This is a genomic window from Ruegeria sp. D4, from assembly GCF_056534475.1.
Genome location: NZ_JBQFPJ010000006.1, coordinates 64,516 through 81,084, shown reverse-complemented (window position 1 = coordinate 81,084; position 16,569 = coordinate 64,516). Strand labels below are relative to the sequence as shown.

At 57.4% G+C, this 16,569-nt stretch carries 14 protein-coding genes; 6 read left to right on the top strand and 8 right to left on the bottom strand.

Features of this window, described 5'->3' with window-relative positions; all coding sequences use genetic code 11:
- Nucleotides 1-43: 43 nt before the first annotated feature.
- The gene (locus ACR0MI_RS10750; RefSeq protein ID WP_480491805.1) at nt 44-955 is read left to right on the top strand and encodes a LysR family transcriptional regulator; all 912 of its coding nucleotides are present in this window, start codon (nt 44-46) and stop codon (nt 953-955) included.
- Between the two features lie 286 nt (nt 956-1,241).
- Here the strand turns inward: ACR0MI_RS10750 and ACR0MI_RS10745 are convergent, their stop codons facing one another.
- Nucleotides 1,242-2,135: a LysR family transcriptional regulator gene (locus ACR0MI_RS10745; protein WP_170817166.1), complete on the bottom strand. Its 894-nt coding sequence runs from the start codon at nt 2,133-2,135 to the stop codon at nt 1,242-1,244.
- Between the two features lie 157 nt (nt 2,136-2,292).
- Between ACR0MI_RS10745 and ACR0MI_RS10740 the strand changes: the two genes are divergently transcribed.
- The 3 genes from ACR0MI_RS10740 (at nt 2,293) to ACR0MI_RS10730 (ending at nt 5,271) form a co-directional block, all read left to right on the top strand.
- Nucleotides 2,293-2,703: a GFA family protein gene (locus ACR0MI_RS10740; protein ID WP_321254612.1), complete on the top strand. Its 411-nt coding sequence runs from the start codon at nt 2,293-2,295 to the stop codon at nt 2,701-2,703.
- 33 nt (nt 2,704-2,736) lie between these two features.
- Nucleotides 2,737-2,943, top strand: coding sequence for a DUF1059 domain-containing protein (locus ACR0MI_RS10735; RefSeq protein WP_170614837.1), 207 nt, complete (start codon nt 2,737-2,739; stop codon nt 2,941-2,943).
- A gap of 561 nt (nt 2,944-3,504) precedes the next feature.
- Nucleotides 3,505-5,271, top strand: a complete 1,767-nt coding sequence (locus tag ACR0MI_RS10730; protein WP_170614838.1) for an adenylate/guanylate cyclase domain-containing protein — start codon at nt 3,505-3,507, stop codon at nt 5,269-5,271.
- Nucleotides 5,272-5,817: 546 nt separating this feature from the next.
- On the opposite strand, the gene ACR0MI_RS10725 is transcribed toward ACR0MI_RS10730, so the two are convergent.
- On the bottom strand, nt 5,818-8,103 hold the full coding sequence (locus ACR0MI_RS10725; RefSeq protein ID WP_170614839.1) for an adenosylcobalamin-dependent ribonucleoside-diphosphate reductase: 2,286 nt from the start codon (nt 8,101-8,103) through the stop codon (nt 5,818-5,820).
- A gap of 129 nt (nt 8,104-8,232) precedes the next feature.
- Here ACR0MI_RS10725 and ACR0MI_RS10720 point away from each other — a divergent pair, with 129 nt between their 5' ends.
- A complete protein-coding gene (locus tag ACR0MI_RS10720) occupies nt 8,233-8,664 on the top strand; it encodes a DUF1489 domain-containing protein (RefSeq protein ID WP_170614840.1) in 432 nt (143 codons plus the stop codon).
- Here ACR0MI_RS10720 and hisG read toward each other — a convergent pair whose 3' ends face one another.
- The 3 genes from hisG to hisS are packed head-to-tail and all read right to left on the bottom strand — an operon-like array spanning nt 8,665 to nt 11,990.
- Entirely contained in the window at nt 8,665-9,354 is a 690-nt protein-coding gene (hisG, locus tag ACR0MI_RS10715) for an ATP phosphoribosyltransferase (protein WP_170614841.1), read from the bottom strand.
- Entirely contained in the window at nt 9,351-10,439 is a 1,089-nt protein-coding gene (locus tag ACR0MI_RS10710) for an ATP phosphoribosyltransferase regulatory subunit (RefSeq protein ID WP_170614842.1), read from the bottom strand. The genes hisG and ACR0MI_RS10710 overlap by 4 nt, the downstream gene beginning before the upstream one ends.
- Before the next feature lie 3 nt (nt 10,440-10,442).
- Nucleotides 10,443-11,990, bottom strand: coding sequence for a histidine--tRNA ligase (gene hisS, locus ACR0MI_RS10705; RefSeq protein ID WP_170614843.1), 1,548 nt, complete (start codon nt 11,988-11,990; stop codon nt 10,443-10,445).
- 131 nt (nt 11,991-12,121) lie between these two features.
- On the opposite strand from hisS, the gene ACR0MI_RS10700 reads away from it, so the two are divergent.
- Nucleotides 12,122-12,316 carry a SlyX family protein gene (locus ACR0MI_RS10700; protein WP_170614844.1) on the top strand — a complete coding sequence of 65 codons (195 nt, stop codon included), beginning with the start codon at nt 12,122-12,124 and terminating at the stop codon, nt 12,314-12,316.
- A gap of 4 nt (nt 12,317-12,320) precedes the next feature.
- Here ACR0MI_RS10700 and ACR0MI_RS10695 read toward each other — a convergent pair whose 3' ends face one another.
- The 3 genes from ACR0MI_RS10695 to dnaE all read right to left on the bottom strand — a co-directional run bounded on the left by ACR0MI_RS10695 (nt 12,321) and on the right by dnaE (nt 16,546).
- Nucleotides 12,321-12,689, bottom strand: a complete 369-nt coding sequence (locus tag ACR0MI_RS10695; protein WP_170614845.1) for a hypothetical protein — start codon at nt 12,687-12,689, stop codon at nt 12,321-12,323.
- 47 nt (nt 12,690-12,736) lie between these two features.
- A complete protein-coding gene (locus ACR0MI_RS10690) occupies nt 12,737-12,955 on the bottom strand; it encodes a YMGG-like glycine zipper-containing protein (protein WP_170614846.1) in 219 nt (72 codons plus the stop codon).
- 90 nt (nt 12,956-13,045) lie between these two features.
- Nucleotides 13,046-16,546 carry a DNA polymerase III subunit alpha gene (dnaE, locus tag ACR0MI_RS10685; protein ID WP_170614847.1) on the bottom strand — a complete coding sequence of 1,167 codons (3,501 nt, stop codon included), beginning with the start codon at nt 16,544-16,546 and terminating at the stop codon, nt 13,046-13,048.
- Nucleotides 16,547-16,569: the final 23 nt, after the last annotated feature.

The window sequence follows — 16,569 nt, the reverse complement described above, 5'->3', positions numbered from 1 at the left end:
TAGCCCACTTTGTTCTAATTTGGAGAACGATGCCGTGGGCTAGATGGAAGACATGCGACTGTTCGTTGCAGTCATAGAAGCGGGCAGCATAACGCGGGCTGCCCAGAGCCTTGGAATTGCAAAATCCGCTGTCAGCCGAAGGGTTTCTCTGCTGGAGGGTCGCTATGAAACTGTTCTGATCGACCGGCAGCGTGGAAACTGGGAAATAACCGAGACCGGCCGCGAACTGTTTCAGAGAGCAACCCGACTGCTACAGGATATGGATGAAATCACGGATGATTTCACAAGCACTTCCGCCGTGGTCGAAGGACCGTTAAGTGTGAGTGTTCCGCTGGAGTTTGGTGTTTCATTCCTTCAGCCCGCACTTTTTGACTTTAAGCGGAAATACCCGCAAATCCGGCTCACCGTAAACTTCGACGAACGCCAGGTGGATCTGTCCCGAGAGAATTTCGATCTGGCTATCCGGATAACGAACGAACCTGAGGCCAAGCTACTCGCAACGCGTGTCGGCTCTGTTTGGCATGGACTGTTTTGCAGCCGAGGGTATCTGGAGACTCATCCTGCCCCAAAAGAACTGCGAAATCTCCATGACCATCAGTTGTTGTACTTTGGATCAGCCCACCGCGCAACATGGGAGTTTCTTTCAACACCCGGAAAGACGGAAATCTTTGAGTTCCAACCATACCTCAACTCCAACAGCGGGACGTTCTTGCTGAACGCCGTGAAGCAAGGATTAGGAATAGCCCGCCTTCCCAATTTCATCCTTGGAGATCTGCAACACTCAGACGACATTGTTCAGGTGCTACCTGAAGTGAAAATCGAAAACTGGGGCATTTTTCTGGTGCATGCTGAAAACAGACGTATGAACCGCCGCATGAGGTTATTTACCGAAGCCATCAAAACCTTCTGCGCCCGGTCACAAAAAAGCATCCAGGTGTCTGACACCGCATTTTAGGGTGGCCGCAATCTATTCGGCTTGCCTTTGCGAATTCCCGCTTCAACAGTGTGATCGTGGCTTGGAATGAGAATCCCAATTGCGCTGGACACGACAAATTCTTTCATGCCGCGCACATGAAGCTGCGACAGCCCACTCCCGGATGCTGTCTCAATCACAATGCAGGAATACGGACCTGTTCCCAATATTCTTGGTCTTAGTCGGATATACGCGGCGGGCGCGGAATTCTCCAAAAGGGCTCAAACGACCAGCTTCAGCGAGCATTTGGTTTTTTTGGCACTTCCCGCTAAACACCCGCCTCTGTTGACACAACTTCTGACTTCGATCGGAGCCACTTGAGAAACAGCATTACCTCCGGTCGATGATGATCCGGCAGAGTGTGGATGTAGTAGACGCCAAATAATGGCTCAGAAAACAACTCCACCATTCTGCCTGCCTGAAGATCATCCTGAAAAAAAGCACGCGCTGTGTAGGCAATGCCGTCGCCCCTACGAACGGCAGCCATGATCAGGTTACCCGGCATGTGATTGACTGAGAGAGGCTGCTCTGGAACGACACCGTGGAAGGTAAACCAGTCGCTCGCTTCGTTTGTTCCTAATTCTTGCAACCACAGAAACTGCGTTAATGATTCCGGACTGTTCAGGTCCTTACCTTCAACCAATTCCGGCGTAGCGACGACAATCATGTCAGAAATCAGAACCGGGTCTTCATCCGGCCTTGGCCTACGTTTGTCATGATATCGAATTGCTATGTCGATCCCACCCGGACGAGGTTCAACCAACTGTGACGTTGGATTAAGCATAAGTGTAATTTCCGGGTGTGCGCGTTGAAATTCAGCCATACGCGGAAGTAACCACTCCACGGCGAAGGCTGGTGACATCGTGACCTGTACTGGCTGGTTTGTTGCTGCCTCTGTTACGCGCTCCACGCCTCGGCCAACAATTTCAAAGCCTATACTGAGCTCGCGAGCCAAACGTTCCCCCTGAGAGGTCAACGAAATACCTCGGCCACGTTTTTCAACCAAAGGTATGCCCAGGTGCTTTTCCAGGGACTTTACCTGCTGACTGACTGCAGCTTGCGTTACGTTCAAGCATTCTGCGGCCAAGGTGTAGCTGCCCACTTCTGCCACGGCAGAAAAGGCGCGGAGGGCGTTCAAAGACGGCAGGTTCAACCAATTCATATGATAGTTTTTCTAATATATGGGTAGAACAATTGACTCGCATAACGGCGACGAATTGGCAATGCTTGGGTGAAGACAGTCGAACTCTATCACGCCGACTTAGCGAAAAAACTATCGTCCGTGTCGCGCCAACTCTCGAACAAAAGGAGCTATCCAAATGCAAGGTTTTGAAGGTGGTTGCTACTGCGGTGCAGTTCGTTACCGGATTAACACGGCCCCAGTCTGGTCTGGCCATTGCCATTGCAGATCATGTCAAATGGCACTTGGCGGGGCTTTTGTCACTTGGGCAAAAGTGGCGTCCGAGGATTTTGCTGTAACAAAGGGCGAAATCCGAACAGTTCAAAAAACACCAGGTGTCACGCGCGGCTTTTGCCCGCAGTGCGGCACCACTCTGACCTATGCAGCCGAGGGGGAGATCGAAGGTCAGGACTGGAGTAAGGACGCTTGGTTTGCCGCTTCCACCTTGGACGATCCATCCGCTGCAGAGCCCAAGGCCCATATTTTCGTTTCTCACAAACAACCGTGGATCAAGCTCAATGACGGCCTTCCTACGTTTGAGGAGTTTTAGACGAACCGCGGAGTTACACTGGAGGAAAACACAATGAGTACTGCGTTTTCGTACGCCTGCAAAGACTGCGACGGCATGGAAACCTGCCCCGGCAAGGTCGTGGCTTCTACAGAAGATGAAGTATGGAAATTGATGGAACTTCACGCGGTGATCGCGCACGGAGAAGATCCGAGCACTTGGGATGCTGAGACACGCGATTATCTAGGCAAGCTGATAAAAACTCACGACTTCGGCAAATAGTTCGCATTCAGCGAAGTGTTGGGATCGGTACGGGTCCACCCCAGCCCGAATACTTGCCAAAGAACCTTCGTTCCAATTCGGAGTTCACTGGAATGTTAATGGTAGCGGTTCACTTGCTGCTGCATCTGGGTACAAAGACGCAGGATACGAACCAATGGGCGAACGAAACCTGCTGTGTGTGCGGTCTGTGCAAACGTGGCGTTTGAGGTCTGACGAAGCATATCGATCTCCTGTGTCTGACCTTACGTTAACCGCCATCACAGGAGAGGTCTGTGAACTAGGACACAGACGTTTGCCAATCGCTTTGGAGGCCACCGACGCAGCGTGATTGGTATGCAAGGCGAGGCTCAACGAAGTCGAACAGCCAGATCCCTTGCGGAGGCTTTTTCAAAGCTTGCCTATAAGCTGGAAGCAACAAGTTTTGCCATTGGCCTTCAATCCGCTTGCTGTCGCTTTGGCATTCAGCATTCTTTCTGATTTTCCTCCGGTCCCCACTGGGAACAATCGATTTAAGTCTTTCAAAATGATATACTGCTAAAGCTTGTTAGCCGGGAGATCAGAATGGAACGGCGTCTTGCCACAGTGCTTGCGACGGACGTTGTCGGATACTCCGCGTTGATGCAACGCTCTGAAGCGGACACAGTTAAGCGCCTTAAGCGATTGCGGGATATCGTCAGCGATTTGGCGGAGCGTCATGGTGCTCGGGTCATAAGCTGGGCTGGTGATGGAGCGTTGGCGGAGTTCACCAGTCCGGTTTCAGCGGTCCGAGGGGCCTTTGAATTGCAGCGTGAACTATCGGCCCCTCATAACGCACAGGAAATCGGCCTCCAGTTGCGGATCGGCATACATCTTGCCGATGTGATTGTTGATGGGAAAGATCTTCTGGGAGACGGTGTGAATATCGCCGCGCGCATTCAGGCAGAGGCTGAGCCGGGCGGAGTTCTGGTTTCAAGCGCAGTATTCGAACAAGCCAAACGTGGGGCGCAGGTGCGGTTCATGCCCATGGGTCACCGGCGTTTCAAAAATATTGAAGATGCAATCGAACTTTATGCGATTGAGGGAGACCTCGGACTGCACAGTTGCATGCTTACGAAAGGCTTGCCTCAATCACAGGCTGCCAAGCCTCAGCAACGTGATAACGGTGTTATTGTTCTTCCCTTCCAGAACCGCAATATCGATCCAGAGCAGCAGTACTTTGCGGAAGGTTTTACAGAAGACGTTATCACAGAGCTTTCCCGCTTCACCGAGTTGTTCGTGATTTCACGAAATGCCAGCTTCTCGTTGGAAGGACGCGATTGCGCGCCAGAAACGATATGTAACGAAACGGGTGTTCGGTATGCGGTTGAGGGGGGCGTAAGGGTTTTGGGAAACCGCGTGAGGATTTCCGCGCATCTTTTTGATGCGGCTCGTGGTGCGCAGGTTTGGTCCGAAAACTACGACTGCGACGTGCACGAATTGTTCGATGTTCAGGACGATATGGTTGCCAAAATCTCGGCCGCCGTCGCGGGTCGCGTCGAGCGGCAAGCGGAAAAATCTGCCCGGGAAAAACCTACGGAAGACATGGCGGCTTATGATTGCTTGAAGCGAGGGCTTCACCATCACCGCATTGGCGGGGTCACACGCGAGAATGCCGAATCCGCCATTAAGTGGTTTAATAGAGCCTTGGAAAAAGATCCGGCGTTCGGTCGCGCTCAGGCATGGCTGGCCTGTGCTGTAGCAACGCGGGACGAATGGCTTGGGATAAAGGACGAAGACCGCTACTGGGAAATGGGGCGGCGCGCTTTGGAACTGGACTGTAATGATGCTGAAGTGCATCGGATCATGGGGTCACTGTCCCTTTACAAAGAGGACTTTGACAATGCGCTTTATCATTACACGCGCGCGCTCGAGATTACGCCAAACCACGCGTACATAGTGGCGCACGCGGGCAATGTTCACAATTATCTGGGCGACGGAGAAAAGGGGTTGGTCTTCCAAAGGCGCGCCGAAGCTCTTGACCCGTTCCTTCCAGAGTATTGCCGGGAAGTGGGCGTCATTGCGCATTATGTTTTGGGGGACTGGGAAGCCTGTTTTCAGGCAGCAACAGCATTCCCACGAAGGACCCGGCGCGCAGCCGCATATCGAGCCGCAGCTGCCCTGCATTTAGGCGACCCAGAGCGGTTGAATCGCGCCATTCGACGATTGGCCACGATTGATCCGGAATTCGATATAGAAGGGTTTCTTTCTGTCGAACGCTTCCAAGACAAGCGGCGCAATGAGCAGCTTCGGGAAGAGATGTACCAGGTGCTGGCCATCATGAACAACGGTCTCTTGCGTGCGGTCGTGTGACAAACTTTCAAAACACGGCAAATGCTTCCTTGCAAACCCGCCACACAGGCAAACACACGAGATGTGTCGAACCCTCTTTTTCATCAGAACGCATTTGTTCAGAAACAACTGACGGCGCGCAAAACCAGTTCGTGACACCTGCTGAGGCGGCTCCAAGCTCCGCCGTATTGCCTGTTGCAACATCAGCGAGAATTTTTATTGCCCATGTTGCGTGAAGCTGCCCCGGACAACCGCTGCTGCCTCCGAAATTGGGTTTTGGGTTCGTCTGCACGTTAAAAAGCTCGTTCCGCGCAACTCAAACATTGACGGCAGGCGCAGTAGATTTCGCTTTCTGACGCCTGTTGCCTTCAATTATCGTCTGGCTTCGGCGCGCACTAGCAAACTCGAACCAACAAAACCAAGGCGCCGGCGATTAATGACCCGGCGTCTTATTTCCCTTTTTGGGCTCAGATTTTCGAATAATAGGCGCTACTGACCTTGTTAATGGGTGCCAAAACCGCCGAAATGGGTTCGTATTGCCTGGCGGTTCACAGCGCGGCTCAAGCATCATCCGTCACATTTGGAATGCCCGCAGCTCCGGCATGTCATGCAACCTTCGATCATCACCATGTCGAATTGGCCACATGAAGGGCAGGCCTTTCCGCGTGGTGCGTCCATGTTCACCACCTGTGCCTGCGGGTCGGACTTCAAGCCCATGCCTTCGCCCTCAAGAAAGCCGATGTTGATCAAGTGCTGCTCGATGACTCCGCCGATCGCCGCCAGAATCGAGGGGATGTATTTGCCCTTGACCCAGGCGCCGCCGCGCGGATCGAACACCGCTTTCAGCTCCTCGACCACGAAGGACACGTCGCCACCGCGCCGGAACACGGCCGAGATCATGCGGGTCAGGGCCAGCGTCCAGGCGTAATGCTCCATGTTCTTCGAGTTGATGAATACCTCGAATGGTCGACGACGGCCCGCGATCACGATGTCATTGATCGTCAGATAGATCGCGTGCTCGCTGTCCGGCCATTTCAGCTTGTAGGTTGAACCTTCCAGCGATTGGGGTCGGTCCAGCGGTTCGGACATGTAGATGACATCGCCGCCATCGGCTTCGTGTGGGGCGTCGGCGCTTTCGCCGGGTGCCTTGTCCGAGCTTTCCGAGACGGTCAGAACCGATCCGGTCACATCGTTCGGGCGATAGGTGGTACAGCCCTTGCAGCCCTGATCCCAGGCCTGCATGTACACGTCCTTGAAGGCATCAAAGCTGATGTCTTCGGGGCAGTTGATCGTTTTGGAGATCGAGCTGTCGATCCACTTCTGCGCGGCAGCCTGCATCTTCACATGATCCAGCGGTGTCAGAGTTTGTGCGTTCACGAAATAGTCTGGCAACGCCTCGTCACCGAACTTGTCGCGCCACATCTGCACGGCGTAATCCACGACCTCTTCCTCGGTTCGCGATCCGTCTTTCTGCAACACCTTGCGCGTGTAGGCATAGGCAAAGACCGGCTCGATCCCTGACGACACGTTCCCGGCGTACAGGGAAATCGTTCCGGTCGGTGCAATCGACGTCAGCAAAGCGTTGCGGATACCGTGTTCGCGGATTGCGTCGCGCACATCGTCATCCATCTTCTGCATCGTGCCGCTGGCCAGATATTTCTCGGCATCGAACAGGGGGAACGCGTCTTTTTCCTTTGCCAGGTCCACCGACGCCAGATACGCGGCGCGGGCTATCGCGTGCAACCAGCGCTCGGTCTGACGCGCCGCCTCGTCTGAGCCATAGCGCAGGCCCAGCATAAGCAGAGCATCCGCCAGCCCGGTCACACCCAGGCCGATACGGCGCTTGGCCTGTGCTTCGGCGGCTTGTTCAGGCAACGGGAATTTTGACGCATCGACCACATTGTCCATCATCCGAACCGCCGTGGCGACCAGTTCCTGCATCGCCGCCTCGTCCAGATGGGCACCTTGTTCGAACGGTTCTGCCACCAGTCGCGCCAGGTTGATCGACCCCAGCAGGCAAGCGCCGTAGGGCGGCAGAGGCTGTTCGCCACACGGGTTCGTGGCCGCGATGGTTTCCACGTAGCTAAGGTTGTTGGCCTGGTTGATCCGGTCGATGAAGATCACACCCGGTTCGGCATAGTCATAGGTCGCCTGAATGATCTTGTTCCACAGATCGCGCGCCTGAACGGTGTGATAGATCTTGTCGCCGAACACCAGCTCCCACGGCCCGTCCGCCTTGACCGCCTCCATGAAGGCATCCGTCACCAGCACCGACATGTTGAACATGCGCAGACGGGCCGGGTCGGATTTGGCGGTGATGAACTGCTCGATATCCGGATGGTCACACCGCATGGTTGCCATCATCGCGCCTCGGCGCGATCCGGCGGACATGATGGTTCGGCACATCGCGTCCCACACATCCATGAACGACAGCGGACCGGATGCGTCCGCCGCGACCCCGTGCACATCCGCGCCCCGCGGACGGATGGTCGAGAAATCATAGCCAATCCCCCCACCCTGCTGCATCGTCAGGGCGGCCTCTTTCAGCATATCGAAAATGCCGCCCATGCTGTCAGGCACTGTTCCCATGACAAAGCAGTTGAACAGGGTCACACGCCGCGCGGTTCCTGCGCCTGCGGTGATGCGGCCCGCTGGCAGGTATTTGAAGTCTTCCAGCGCCTCGAAAAACTTCTGCTCCCAATGCGCCGGGTCGTTCTCGACCTGCGCCAGATCGCGGGCGATGCGCCGCCAGGAATCCTCGACCGTCTGGTCGATGGGCGTGCCATCCGCCTTTTTAAAGCGGTATTTCATATCCCAGATCTGCTCGGCGATGGGGGCGGCAAAGCGGCTCATTGGTGATTCCCTGTACTGAAAGAGGTATCCAGACTACCCCAAACCCTGCCCCTACCACAACACCTTGATGACTGCGCCTTACGAGCTACAATATAAAGATGCACTTCGGGACGACTCTGTGGGAAAGCTGTGGATAAGTACGTAAACCTCATAAAACTATCCGTCGGCTCGGAAAGCGTAGACACGCTGATGGCGTGGCAGGACGGCCGCATAGCGCTTTATGAGGACGGCTGCCCGCGCCACGTCACCCGTATGTGGCCCAAGCGTGAGGCCGAAATTCTGAACGGCGGATCAATCTATTGGGTGATCAAGGGCGTCATCCAGTGCCGCCAACGCATCCTGCGGCTGGACGAGGTACGCGGCGAAGACGGCATCCGCCGCTGTGCCATCGTGCTGGACCCCGAGATACACCGTACGCAGACCGCGCTGAAACGCCCGTTTCAAGGCTGGCGCTATCTGAAACCCGAGGATACTCCGGCCGATCTGCCACAGGGACGCGAGCAGGACGATGCCCTGCCCGATGATCTGAACCGCGCGCTGGCAGAGATTGGTGTGCTGTAATTAGCCCAGCCGGTCCAGCAGATCGGACAGAACGGCCTTGTCATCAGCGTCATAGCTCGCGACGCGGCTGCACCAAAGTGTCGCCTGCGACTGCAGTATAAGTCCATCCGACAGGATTTTCAGATGGTTGGCCCTCAGGGTTTCCCCGGTTGACGTGATGTCCGCGATTGCCTCGGCGGTTTCATTCACCACCGTGCCTTCGGTCGCGCCCTGGCTGTCGACCAGAGTGTAGTCGGCCACGCCCGCCTCGGTCAGGAATTCACGCACCAGCCGATGATATTTGGTGGCAATGCGCAGCCGGTGGCCGTGCACCTTGCGGAACGCCGCCGCTGCAGCATCCAGATCGTCCAACGTGTCCACATCGACCCAACAGGCAGGTGTCGCAATGATCAAATCGGCATTTCCGAACCCCAATGGCGCGATCTCTTCGACCTGTTGTTCCCAGCGGGGCAATTTTTCGTGGACAAGGTCCGTTCCCGTCACGCCCAGATGGATCCGCCCTGCTGCAAGTTCCCGCGGAATCTCCCCCGCCGACAGCAGGATCAGCGATACGTTGTCGATCCCCTCAACCTTGCCCGAATACTCGCGGTTTGATCCACTGCGCGACAGGGTGATGCCACGCTTTTCAAACCAGGCGAAGGTCTTTTCCATCAGCCGGCCCTTCGAGGGAACGCCCAGTTTCAGGCTCATCTTGCGCCCTCCTCGATCTCGAGCATCAGGTCGGGGCGCAGGACACCACCCACTGCGGGAATTTCCGCGCCGTTGCCCAGTTGCCGGGTCAGCGCGTCATAGCGTCCGCCGGTTGCGATGGGCGGCAGATCGGGACGGCCTTCGGCGTAGAAGCCAAATACGAACCCGTCGTAATACTCCATGGATGTCCGGCCATAGGCGGCTTCGAAATCCAGCCGTTCCACGTCGACCCCACGCGCCTGAAGCGAGGCAATCCGCGCCTCGAGCCGATCCAGCGCAGGGGTGATCTGCGGCAGATCAACGGCCACATCGCGCAAGCGCTCAAGCGCGAAAGGCATCGTTTCGCGGACATTCAGCAGCGTCTCCAGACCGGCCAGTTCGCTGTCCGAAATCGGAGGCGTCTCGCGGTCTTCGCGCAGTGCCGCGATGCGGGCTTCGATTTCCGATGAGCGCCGCTTGCCGATCATGGGGGATTCAAATGTCATCGGATCGGACGCGTCCAACAAAGCGTCCCGGCCCGCCGGAGCGGGTTTACGTCCGGCAAACCGGTCCAGAAGAACACGGAACCGGCGGGGTCGCCACAGGTGCCGCATCAACGCGGCCTTACGTCGTTCAGTCGTGCTCAGGCCCTGAACGGCTGCGGTCAGTATACCGATATCGCCGGTGGCTGCGCGCAGGGGCAGACCACGAAGCTGCAGCGCAAAAAGCGAGAACACCTCGGCGTCCGCTCCGGCGGGATCGTCGCGATCAAAAACCTCGTACCCGACCTGAATGTATTCGTTTGCGCGGTCCAGATCGTGTTCCTGACGCCGGAAAACCTCGCCCGAATAGGTGTAGCGCGCGGGTTCGGCACCTTCGCTCATGTGCATCTGCACCACGGGCAGGGTGAAATCCGGGCGCAGCATCTGTTCGCCGCGCAGCGCGTCCGAGGTCACATAGGCCCGGGCGCGGATGTCCTCGCCGTAGAGATCCAGCAGCAAGTCTGCCGATTGCAGCAAAGGCGGATCGACCACCTGCGCCCCGGCGGCCTCGAACCGGACGCGCATCATCGCGGCGCGGGCCTGAATCTGAGAGCGGTTGGGCATGCGTCAGTCCTGACTGTTCAGAATTTCACGCACCTTGGCGACCAGATCGCCGCGCGGCACTTCGAACTGGCTGGGGCGTTCTTTCCATTCCTCGAGCGTGGCGCTTTCGGCAATCTTCGCGCCCAGGATAAGGTCCTTGATCTGCACGATGCCACCCGCCTTTTCGTCACCGCCTTCGATCACTGCAATCGGAGAGTTCCGTTTGTCCGCATATTTCAGTTGGTTGCCAAAATTCTTGGGATTGCCCAGATAAACTTCGGCCCGAATGCCTGCGTTGCGCAGTTCCGCGACCATTGCCTGATAATCAGCCATGCGGTCACGGTCCATGACGGTGACAACCACGGGGCCAGTGGCCTGCGCTGCGATGCGGCCCTTTTCCCGCAACGCGGCCAGCAGGCGATCAACACCGATGGAGATGCCAACAGCAGGCACTTTCTGCCCCGTGAAACGGGCAACCAGATCGTCGTAGCGCCCTCCCCCTGCAACGGAACCAAATTGCCTTTTACGTCCCTTCTCGTCGAAAATCTCAAAGGTCAATTCGGCCTCAAAGACAGGGCCTGTATAGTAGCCCAATCCGCGCACCACTGACGGGTCAATGACGATACGGTCCTCATCGTAACCTTGTGATGCAAGTAGTTGCACAATTTCCTGAAGCTCAGCGATTCCTTCAGCACCTATCGCGCTATCTCCAACCGCAACCATCAGTTTTAGCAAAGTGTCGGCATTAGTTGAGCCGCGTGCCGTAAGGAAATCGATCACTGGTTTAACTTGTTCTTCGTTAAGACCGGCACCTGCGATAAACGCTCCCGAAGCGTCCTTGCGTCCGCGCGTTAGCAACTCGCGAACGCCCTGTTCACCGACCTTGTCAAACTTGTCGATAGTACGAAGTACGTTGTTCACAACGATGTGATTGTATTTCTGAACTTGTTTATTAAACGCTTCTTGAGGACTTGCTGTTTGCCCCGCTTTTACGTCTCCTAAACCGATGGTCTCCAACACACCATTCAGAACCTTGCGGTTATTCACCCGCACCAGATAGTCGCCGCGCGGGATGCCGACGGTTTCCAACGTATCCGACAGCATGGCGCAGATCTCGGCATCGGCGGCCATTGAGGCCGTACCGACCGTATCGGCATCACACTGATAAAACTGGCGATACCGCCCCGGACCCGGCTTTTCGTTCCGCCAGACCGGCCCCATTGCATAACGGCGATAGGGCGTCGGCAGATCGTTGCGGTGCTGTGCGTAGACCCGCGCCAGTGGTGCGGTCAGGTCGTAACGCAGGGCCATCCAGTCGCCCTTGTCGTTCTCGTCCACTTCCTGCCACGCAAACACGCCTTCGTTCGGGCGATCCACGTCGGGCAGGAATTTGCCCAGCGCCTCGACAGTTTCCACTGCGCTGCTTTCCAGGGCGTCAAACCCGTACCGATGATAGACGTCCGCAATAGCCCGCAGCATCTCGGTGCGCTGCGTGACTTCCTGGCCGAAATAGTCGCGGAACCCTTTCGGCGTCTCGGCCTTGGGGCGGGGCTGTTTCTTGGGCTTGGCCATGTGGGGCGTCCTTGGGAGTTTTCTTGTTCCGCGCGCGGTCTATCCCATGGTCTGTTTCGGGGCAAGGCGCGCTTTCTCTGGCCACGGCGTCACAGGGTCGCTATGACCAGCCCCAGAGACAGGAGCCACCCATGCAGCATCTGGAAGAACAGATCGCCCACCTGACCCGTACAGTCGAAGACCTGAACGCGGTTGTCACGCGGCAACAAACCGAGATTGAACGCCTGACCCGCAGAGTTGAGATGCTGTTGCAACGTGAGGCTGAGCGCGCGCAGGAAGGGTCCGGCGGTGTCGTATTCGGCGACGAGCGCCCGCCGCATTACTAAAGGGTTACAGTCCCAGCGTCGATTTCACCGCACTGTCCACAACACCGCCCAGCAGCGCATCCTCGTCCCCGGTGCATCCTTCGGTCAGCGCGGCCAGGAAGGTTTCGCGCAGCTTGGCTTTGTCGTCCTCGGACGCGGCGTATTGTTCGATGTCGATCTGGCGATTGTACAGAGACAGGGCCGTCATCTTTCCGACCACGTCCAGGACGTACTCGTCATTCCCGTCTGCCTCTTCGATGACTGATGCGCAGGTATGGTACATCAGCGGCAGCGCTTCCTGCATCATCTGGTCCGCTTCGTCATCGGCCAGCGCAAATCCCGGCGCGGCGATAAAAGCGACCATCGAAATCAGTTTGAACCCGTGAAAACGCATGGCAAGTCCTCTCAAATTGGGCAACGATCCTATTTTGGGATCGGTGGTCACTTTTTATTGGCGCCGATGATGGCCCCGACAACAGCCCCCGCAGCGGCCCCTTTGCCATCGCCGACCAAAGCACCAACGCCCGCGCCGATCAAAGCGCCTTTGAGCGCGTCTTCCTGCTTGTCCTTATCCGCCAAAGCTTGAGTTGCGGGCAACAATGCCAGTGACGCCACAGCAGCAGCGACCAGTATTCCCAGACGTCTTCCTGAAATCCCCATTTGGCGTCCTCCCATGACTTAACCCAAATGAATATAGGTAGAATTCCAGCCTAGCTTGGTGGCAATCTTCTGGCAACAAGCCGTTGGACGTCAGATTTCCTCGACCGACATCACGCCATCCAGCGATTTGATCGCGCCTTTGATCTGCGGGTTGATCGGAAAATCCTGCCCCAGATCCATTTCCACATCCCCAGGCAAGCCCGGGTCAAGCAGACACAGATGGATCGGCCCCTTCGCCGCGCCCTTGGCTGCACCGGCAGCGTCTTCCAAAACCTTGGCGACGGTGGGCAGAACCTGCGGCTGATCCACGAAGATGCGCAGCCCGGTTGCGCCCGCCTCGGCCACCACCGAGTCCACTGGCCCAACAGATCGCCCGAGCAGTTTCAACTGATCCGACTCCATCGTCGCCTCGGCGGTGAGAACCACCTGCGCGCCGGTTTCAAGAAATTCCCGGCATTTCTCCAACGTATCCGAGAACAGCGTGACCTCATAAGCTCCGGTCGGATCAGAAAGCTGTGCAAAGGCAAAGCGGTTGCCGCGCGCTGACTTGCGCTCCTGTCGTCCGGCAACGACACCGGCCATCTTGGCGATCAAAGGGCCGGAACGCGCCTTTTCGGTCACTTCGTCCAGGGTCAAAACCTGCTTGCGCTTCAGCGCAGGCATGTAATCGTCCAGTGGGTGGCCTGAAAGATAGAAGCCGATTGCCTTGAACTCTTCGCTCAAGCGTTCTGCCGGCAACCAGTCGGGCGTCGCGGAAAGCCGCGGTTCGGGCAGATCATCCCCGGCCTCACCAAACAGCGACACCTGGTTCGAGTTCTTCTGGTCGTGGATCGCCGCCGAGTACTGCACCAGTTGCTCAAGGCTTTCGAAGACGCGGCGGCGGTTCTTGTCGAGCTGATCAAAGGCCCCCGCCCGCGCCATCATTTCCAGTGGACGTTTACCGACCTTCTTCAAATCGACCCGGCGGGCAAAGTCAAAGAGGTTCACAAACGGCTTGTCCCCACGCCCTTCGACAACAAGGTTCATCGCCTCGACGCCTACGTTCTTGAGCGCGCCCAGCGCGTAAACCAGCTCTCCGTTCACAACGTCGAACGTCGCCAGCGAGCGGTTTACACAGGGCGGCACATAAGGAAGCTCAAGCCCTTTGCGGACCTCTTCAAAATAAACGGCCAGCTTGTCGGTCAGGTGGATATCGCAGTTCATGACCCCCGCCATGAACTCGACCGGGTGGTTCGCCTTCAGCCAACCGGTTTGGTAGCTGACCACTGCATAGGCAGCCGCGTGGGACTTGTTGAAACCATAGTTGGCGAACTTCTCCAGCAGGTCGAAAACCTCGCTGGCCTTCTTGGCATCCACGCCATTCTCACCCGCGCCCTTTTCGAATTTAGGGCGCTCGGCGTCCATCGCCTCTTTGATCTTCTTACCCATCGCGCGGCGCAGCAGGTCCGCGCCACCAAGGCTGTACCCCGCCATCACCTGCGCGATCTGCATCACCTGTTCCTGATAAACGATGATGCCCTGTGTTTCCTCAAGGATATGGTCGATCAGAGGATGAACCGAGGTGATCTCGCGCAGCCCGTTCTTGACCTCGCAATAGGTCGGGATGTTTTCCATCGGGCCCGGACGGTACAGCGCCACAAGGGCCACGATGTCCTCGATGCAGGTCGGCTTCATGCGCTTCAGCGCATCCATCATGCCCGAGGATTCCACCTGGAACACCGCCACCGTCTTAGCCGCCGAATAGAGTTTATACGTGGCCTCGTCATCCAGCGGAATGGCGTTGATCTGGTTTTCCGCCCCTTCGGCGGGTTCATAGAGCTCCGTACCATCCGCCGCCACATGCAGGGGCCGCCCGGATTTGAAGATCAGATCCATCGCGTTCTGGATCACGGTCAGCGTCTTCAGACCCAGAAAGTCGAACTTCACCAGCCCGGCCTGTTCGACCCATTTCATGTTGAACTGGGTTGCGGGCATGTCGGACCGCGGATCCTGATAAAGCGGCACCAGCGCGTCTAGCGGGCGGTCCCCGATCACAACACCCGCCGCGTGGGTCGAGGCGTTCCGCAGCAGCCCTTCGACCTGCTGGCCGTAGGTGAGCAGGCGGTCCACGACCTCTTCGTTGCGCGCTTCTTCTCGCAGGCGCGGCTCGTCCTTCAGCGCCTTTTCGATGGAAACGGGTTTAACGCCTTCAACCGGGATCATCTTGGACAGGCGGTCCACCTGGCCGTAGGGCATCTGCAACACCCGCCCGATATCGCGCACGGCGGCCTTGGACAGCAACGCGCCGAAAGTGATGATCTGCCCCACCTTGTCGCGCCCGTATTTCTGCTGCACGTAGCGGATCACCTCTTCACGGCGGTCCATGCAGAAGTCGATATCGAAGTCAGGCATCGAGACCCGCTCCGGGTTCAGAAAGCGTTCGAACAGGAGTGAATAGCGTAGCGGGTCAAGGTCGGTAATCGTCAGCGCATAGGCCACCAGAGAACCCGCGCCCGACCCCCGCCCCGGCCCCACCGGAATGTCGTGGTCCTTGGCCCATTGAATAAAGTCCGCAACGATCAGGAAGTAACCTGGGAAACCCATCCCTTCGATGATGCCCAGTTCGAAATCCAGCCGTTCCTGATACTCCTCAGGCGTCACGGCATGCGGAATCACGGCCAGACGTTTCTGCAAGCCCTCATTTGCTATGCGACGCAGTTCGGCAACCTCGTCATCTGCGAATTTCGGCAGGATCGGATCGCGGCGATAGGCCATGAAGGCACAGCGTCGCGCGATCTCGACCGTGTTCTCGATCGCCTCGGGCAGATCGGCGAAAAGGGTCACCATTTCCTGCTGCGACTTGAAATAATGCTGCGCGGTCAGACGGCGGCGGCCTTCCTGCTGGTCGACATAAGCCCCTTCCGAGATGCAGATCAGCGCATCATGCGCCTCATACATATCCGAGGTGGGGAAATAGACGTCATTTGTGGCGACCAGCGGCAGGTTCTTGGAATAGGCCATCTCGACATGGCCACGCTCGGTCAGACGTTCCGCTTCGGGCTGGCCATCCTCGCCCGGGTGGCGTTGCAGTTCAATATAAAGCCGGTCCGGAAACATCGCGGCCAACCGGTCAACCAAAGCCTCTGCCGCCGGGCGCTGCCCCTGTTGCAGCAACCGCCCGACCGGCCCGTCGGGACCGCCGGACAGGCAGATCAGGCCGTCTGAGCGGTCGGCCAGTTCATCCAAGGTCACCTGCGGAAGCTGCCCGCCCTTGTCCACATAAAGGCAGGAGCTGAGCTTCATCAGGTTCTCATATCCAACCTCGGACTGCGCCAGCAGCACCAGCGGCGCGGGCGCCTTGGGTTTTTCGCCGGGTTGCGACTGCACATAGGTAAGATCGACCTGACAGCCCATGATCGGCTGCACACCGGCACCGCTGGCCGTTACCGAAAACTCGAGCGCGGAGAACATGGAATTGGTGTCCGTCACGGCAACGGCAGGCATCTCCATCCTCTCGCACAGGGCGGGCAGCTTTTTCAGCCGCACAGCGCCTTCGAGAAGAGAGTATTCTGTGTGAACGCGGAGGTGAATGAATCGAGGGGAACTGCTCATGCCGTCTACGCTATCCCACCCGG

What these genes read in the sequence shown, in the direction of transcription:
- ACR0MI_RS10735 (WP_170614837.1), top strand. Translation starts at nt 2,737, where the DNA reads ATGAGTACTGCGTTTTCGTACGCCTGCAAAGACTGCGACGGCATGGAA.
- hisG (WP_170614841.1), bottom strand. Translation starts at nt 9,354, where the DNA reads ATGAGCCTGAAACTGGGCGTTCCCTCGAAGGGCCGGCTGATGGAAAAG.
- ACR0MI_RS10745 (WP_170817166.1), bottom strand. Translation starts at nt 2,135, where the DNA reads ATGAATTGGTTGAACCTGCCGTCTTTGAACGCCCTCCGCGCCTTTTCT.
- ACR0MI_RS10740 (WP_321254612.1), top strand. Translation starts at nt 2,293, where the DNA reads ATGCAAGGTTTTGAAGGTGGTTGCTACTGCGGTGCAGTTCGTTACCGG.
- ACR0MI_RS10710 (WP_170614842.1), bottom strand. Translation starts at nt 10,439, where the DNA reads ATGCCCAACCGCTCTCAGATTCAGGCCCGCGCCGCGATGATGCGCGTC.
- ACR0MI_RS10730 (WP_170614838.1), top strand. Translation starts at nt 3,505, where the DNA reads ATGGAACGGCGTCTTGCCACAGTGCTTGCGACGGACGTTGTCGGATAC.
- ACR0MI_RS10750 (WP_480491805.1), top strand. Translation starts at nt 44, where the DNA reads ATGGAAGACATGCGACTGTTCGTTGCAGTCATAGAAGCGGGCAGCATA.
- ACR0MI_RS10690 (WP_170614846.1), bottom strand. Translation starts at nt 12,955, where the DNA reads ATGGGGATTTCAGGAAGACGTCTGGGAATACTGGTCGCTGCTGCTGTG.
- ACR0MI_RS10695 (WP_170614845.1), bottom strand. Translation starts at nt 12,689, where the DNA reads ATGCGTTTTCACGGGTTCAAACTGATTTCGATGGTCGCTTTTATCGCC.
- hisS (WP_170614843.1), bottom strand. Translation starts at nt 11,990, where the DNA reads ATGGCCAAGCCCAAGAAACAGCCCCGCCCCAAGGCCGAGACGCCGAAA.
- ACR0MI_RS10700 (WP_170614844.1), top strand. Translation starts at nt 12,122, where the DNA reads ATGCAGCATCTGGAAGAACAGATCGCCCACCTGACCCGTACAGTCGAA.
- ACR0MI_RS10725 (WP_170614839.1), bottom strand. Translation starts at nt 8,103, where the DNA reads ATGAGCCGCTTTGCCGCCCCCATCGCCGAGCAGATCTGGGATATGAAA.
- dnaE (WP_170614847.1), bottom strand. Translation starts at nt 16,546, where the DNA reads ATGAGCAGTTCCCCTCGATTCATTCACCTCCGCGTTCACACAGAATAC.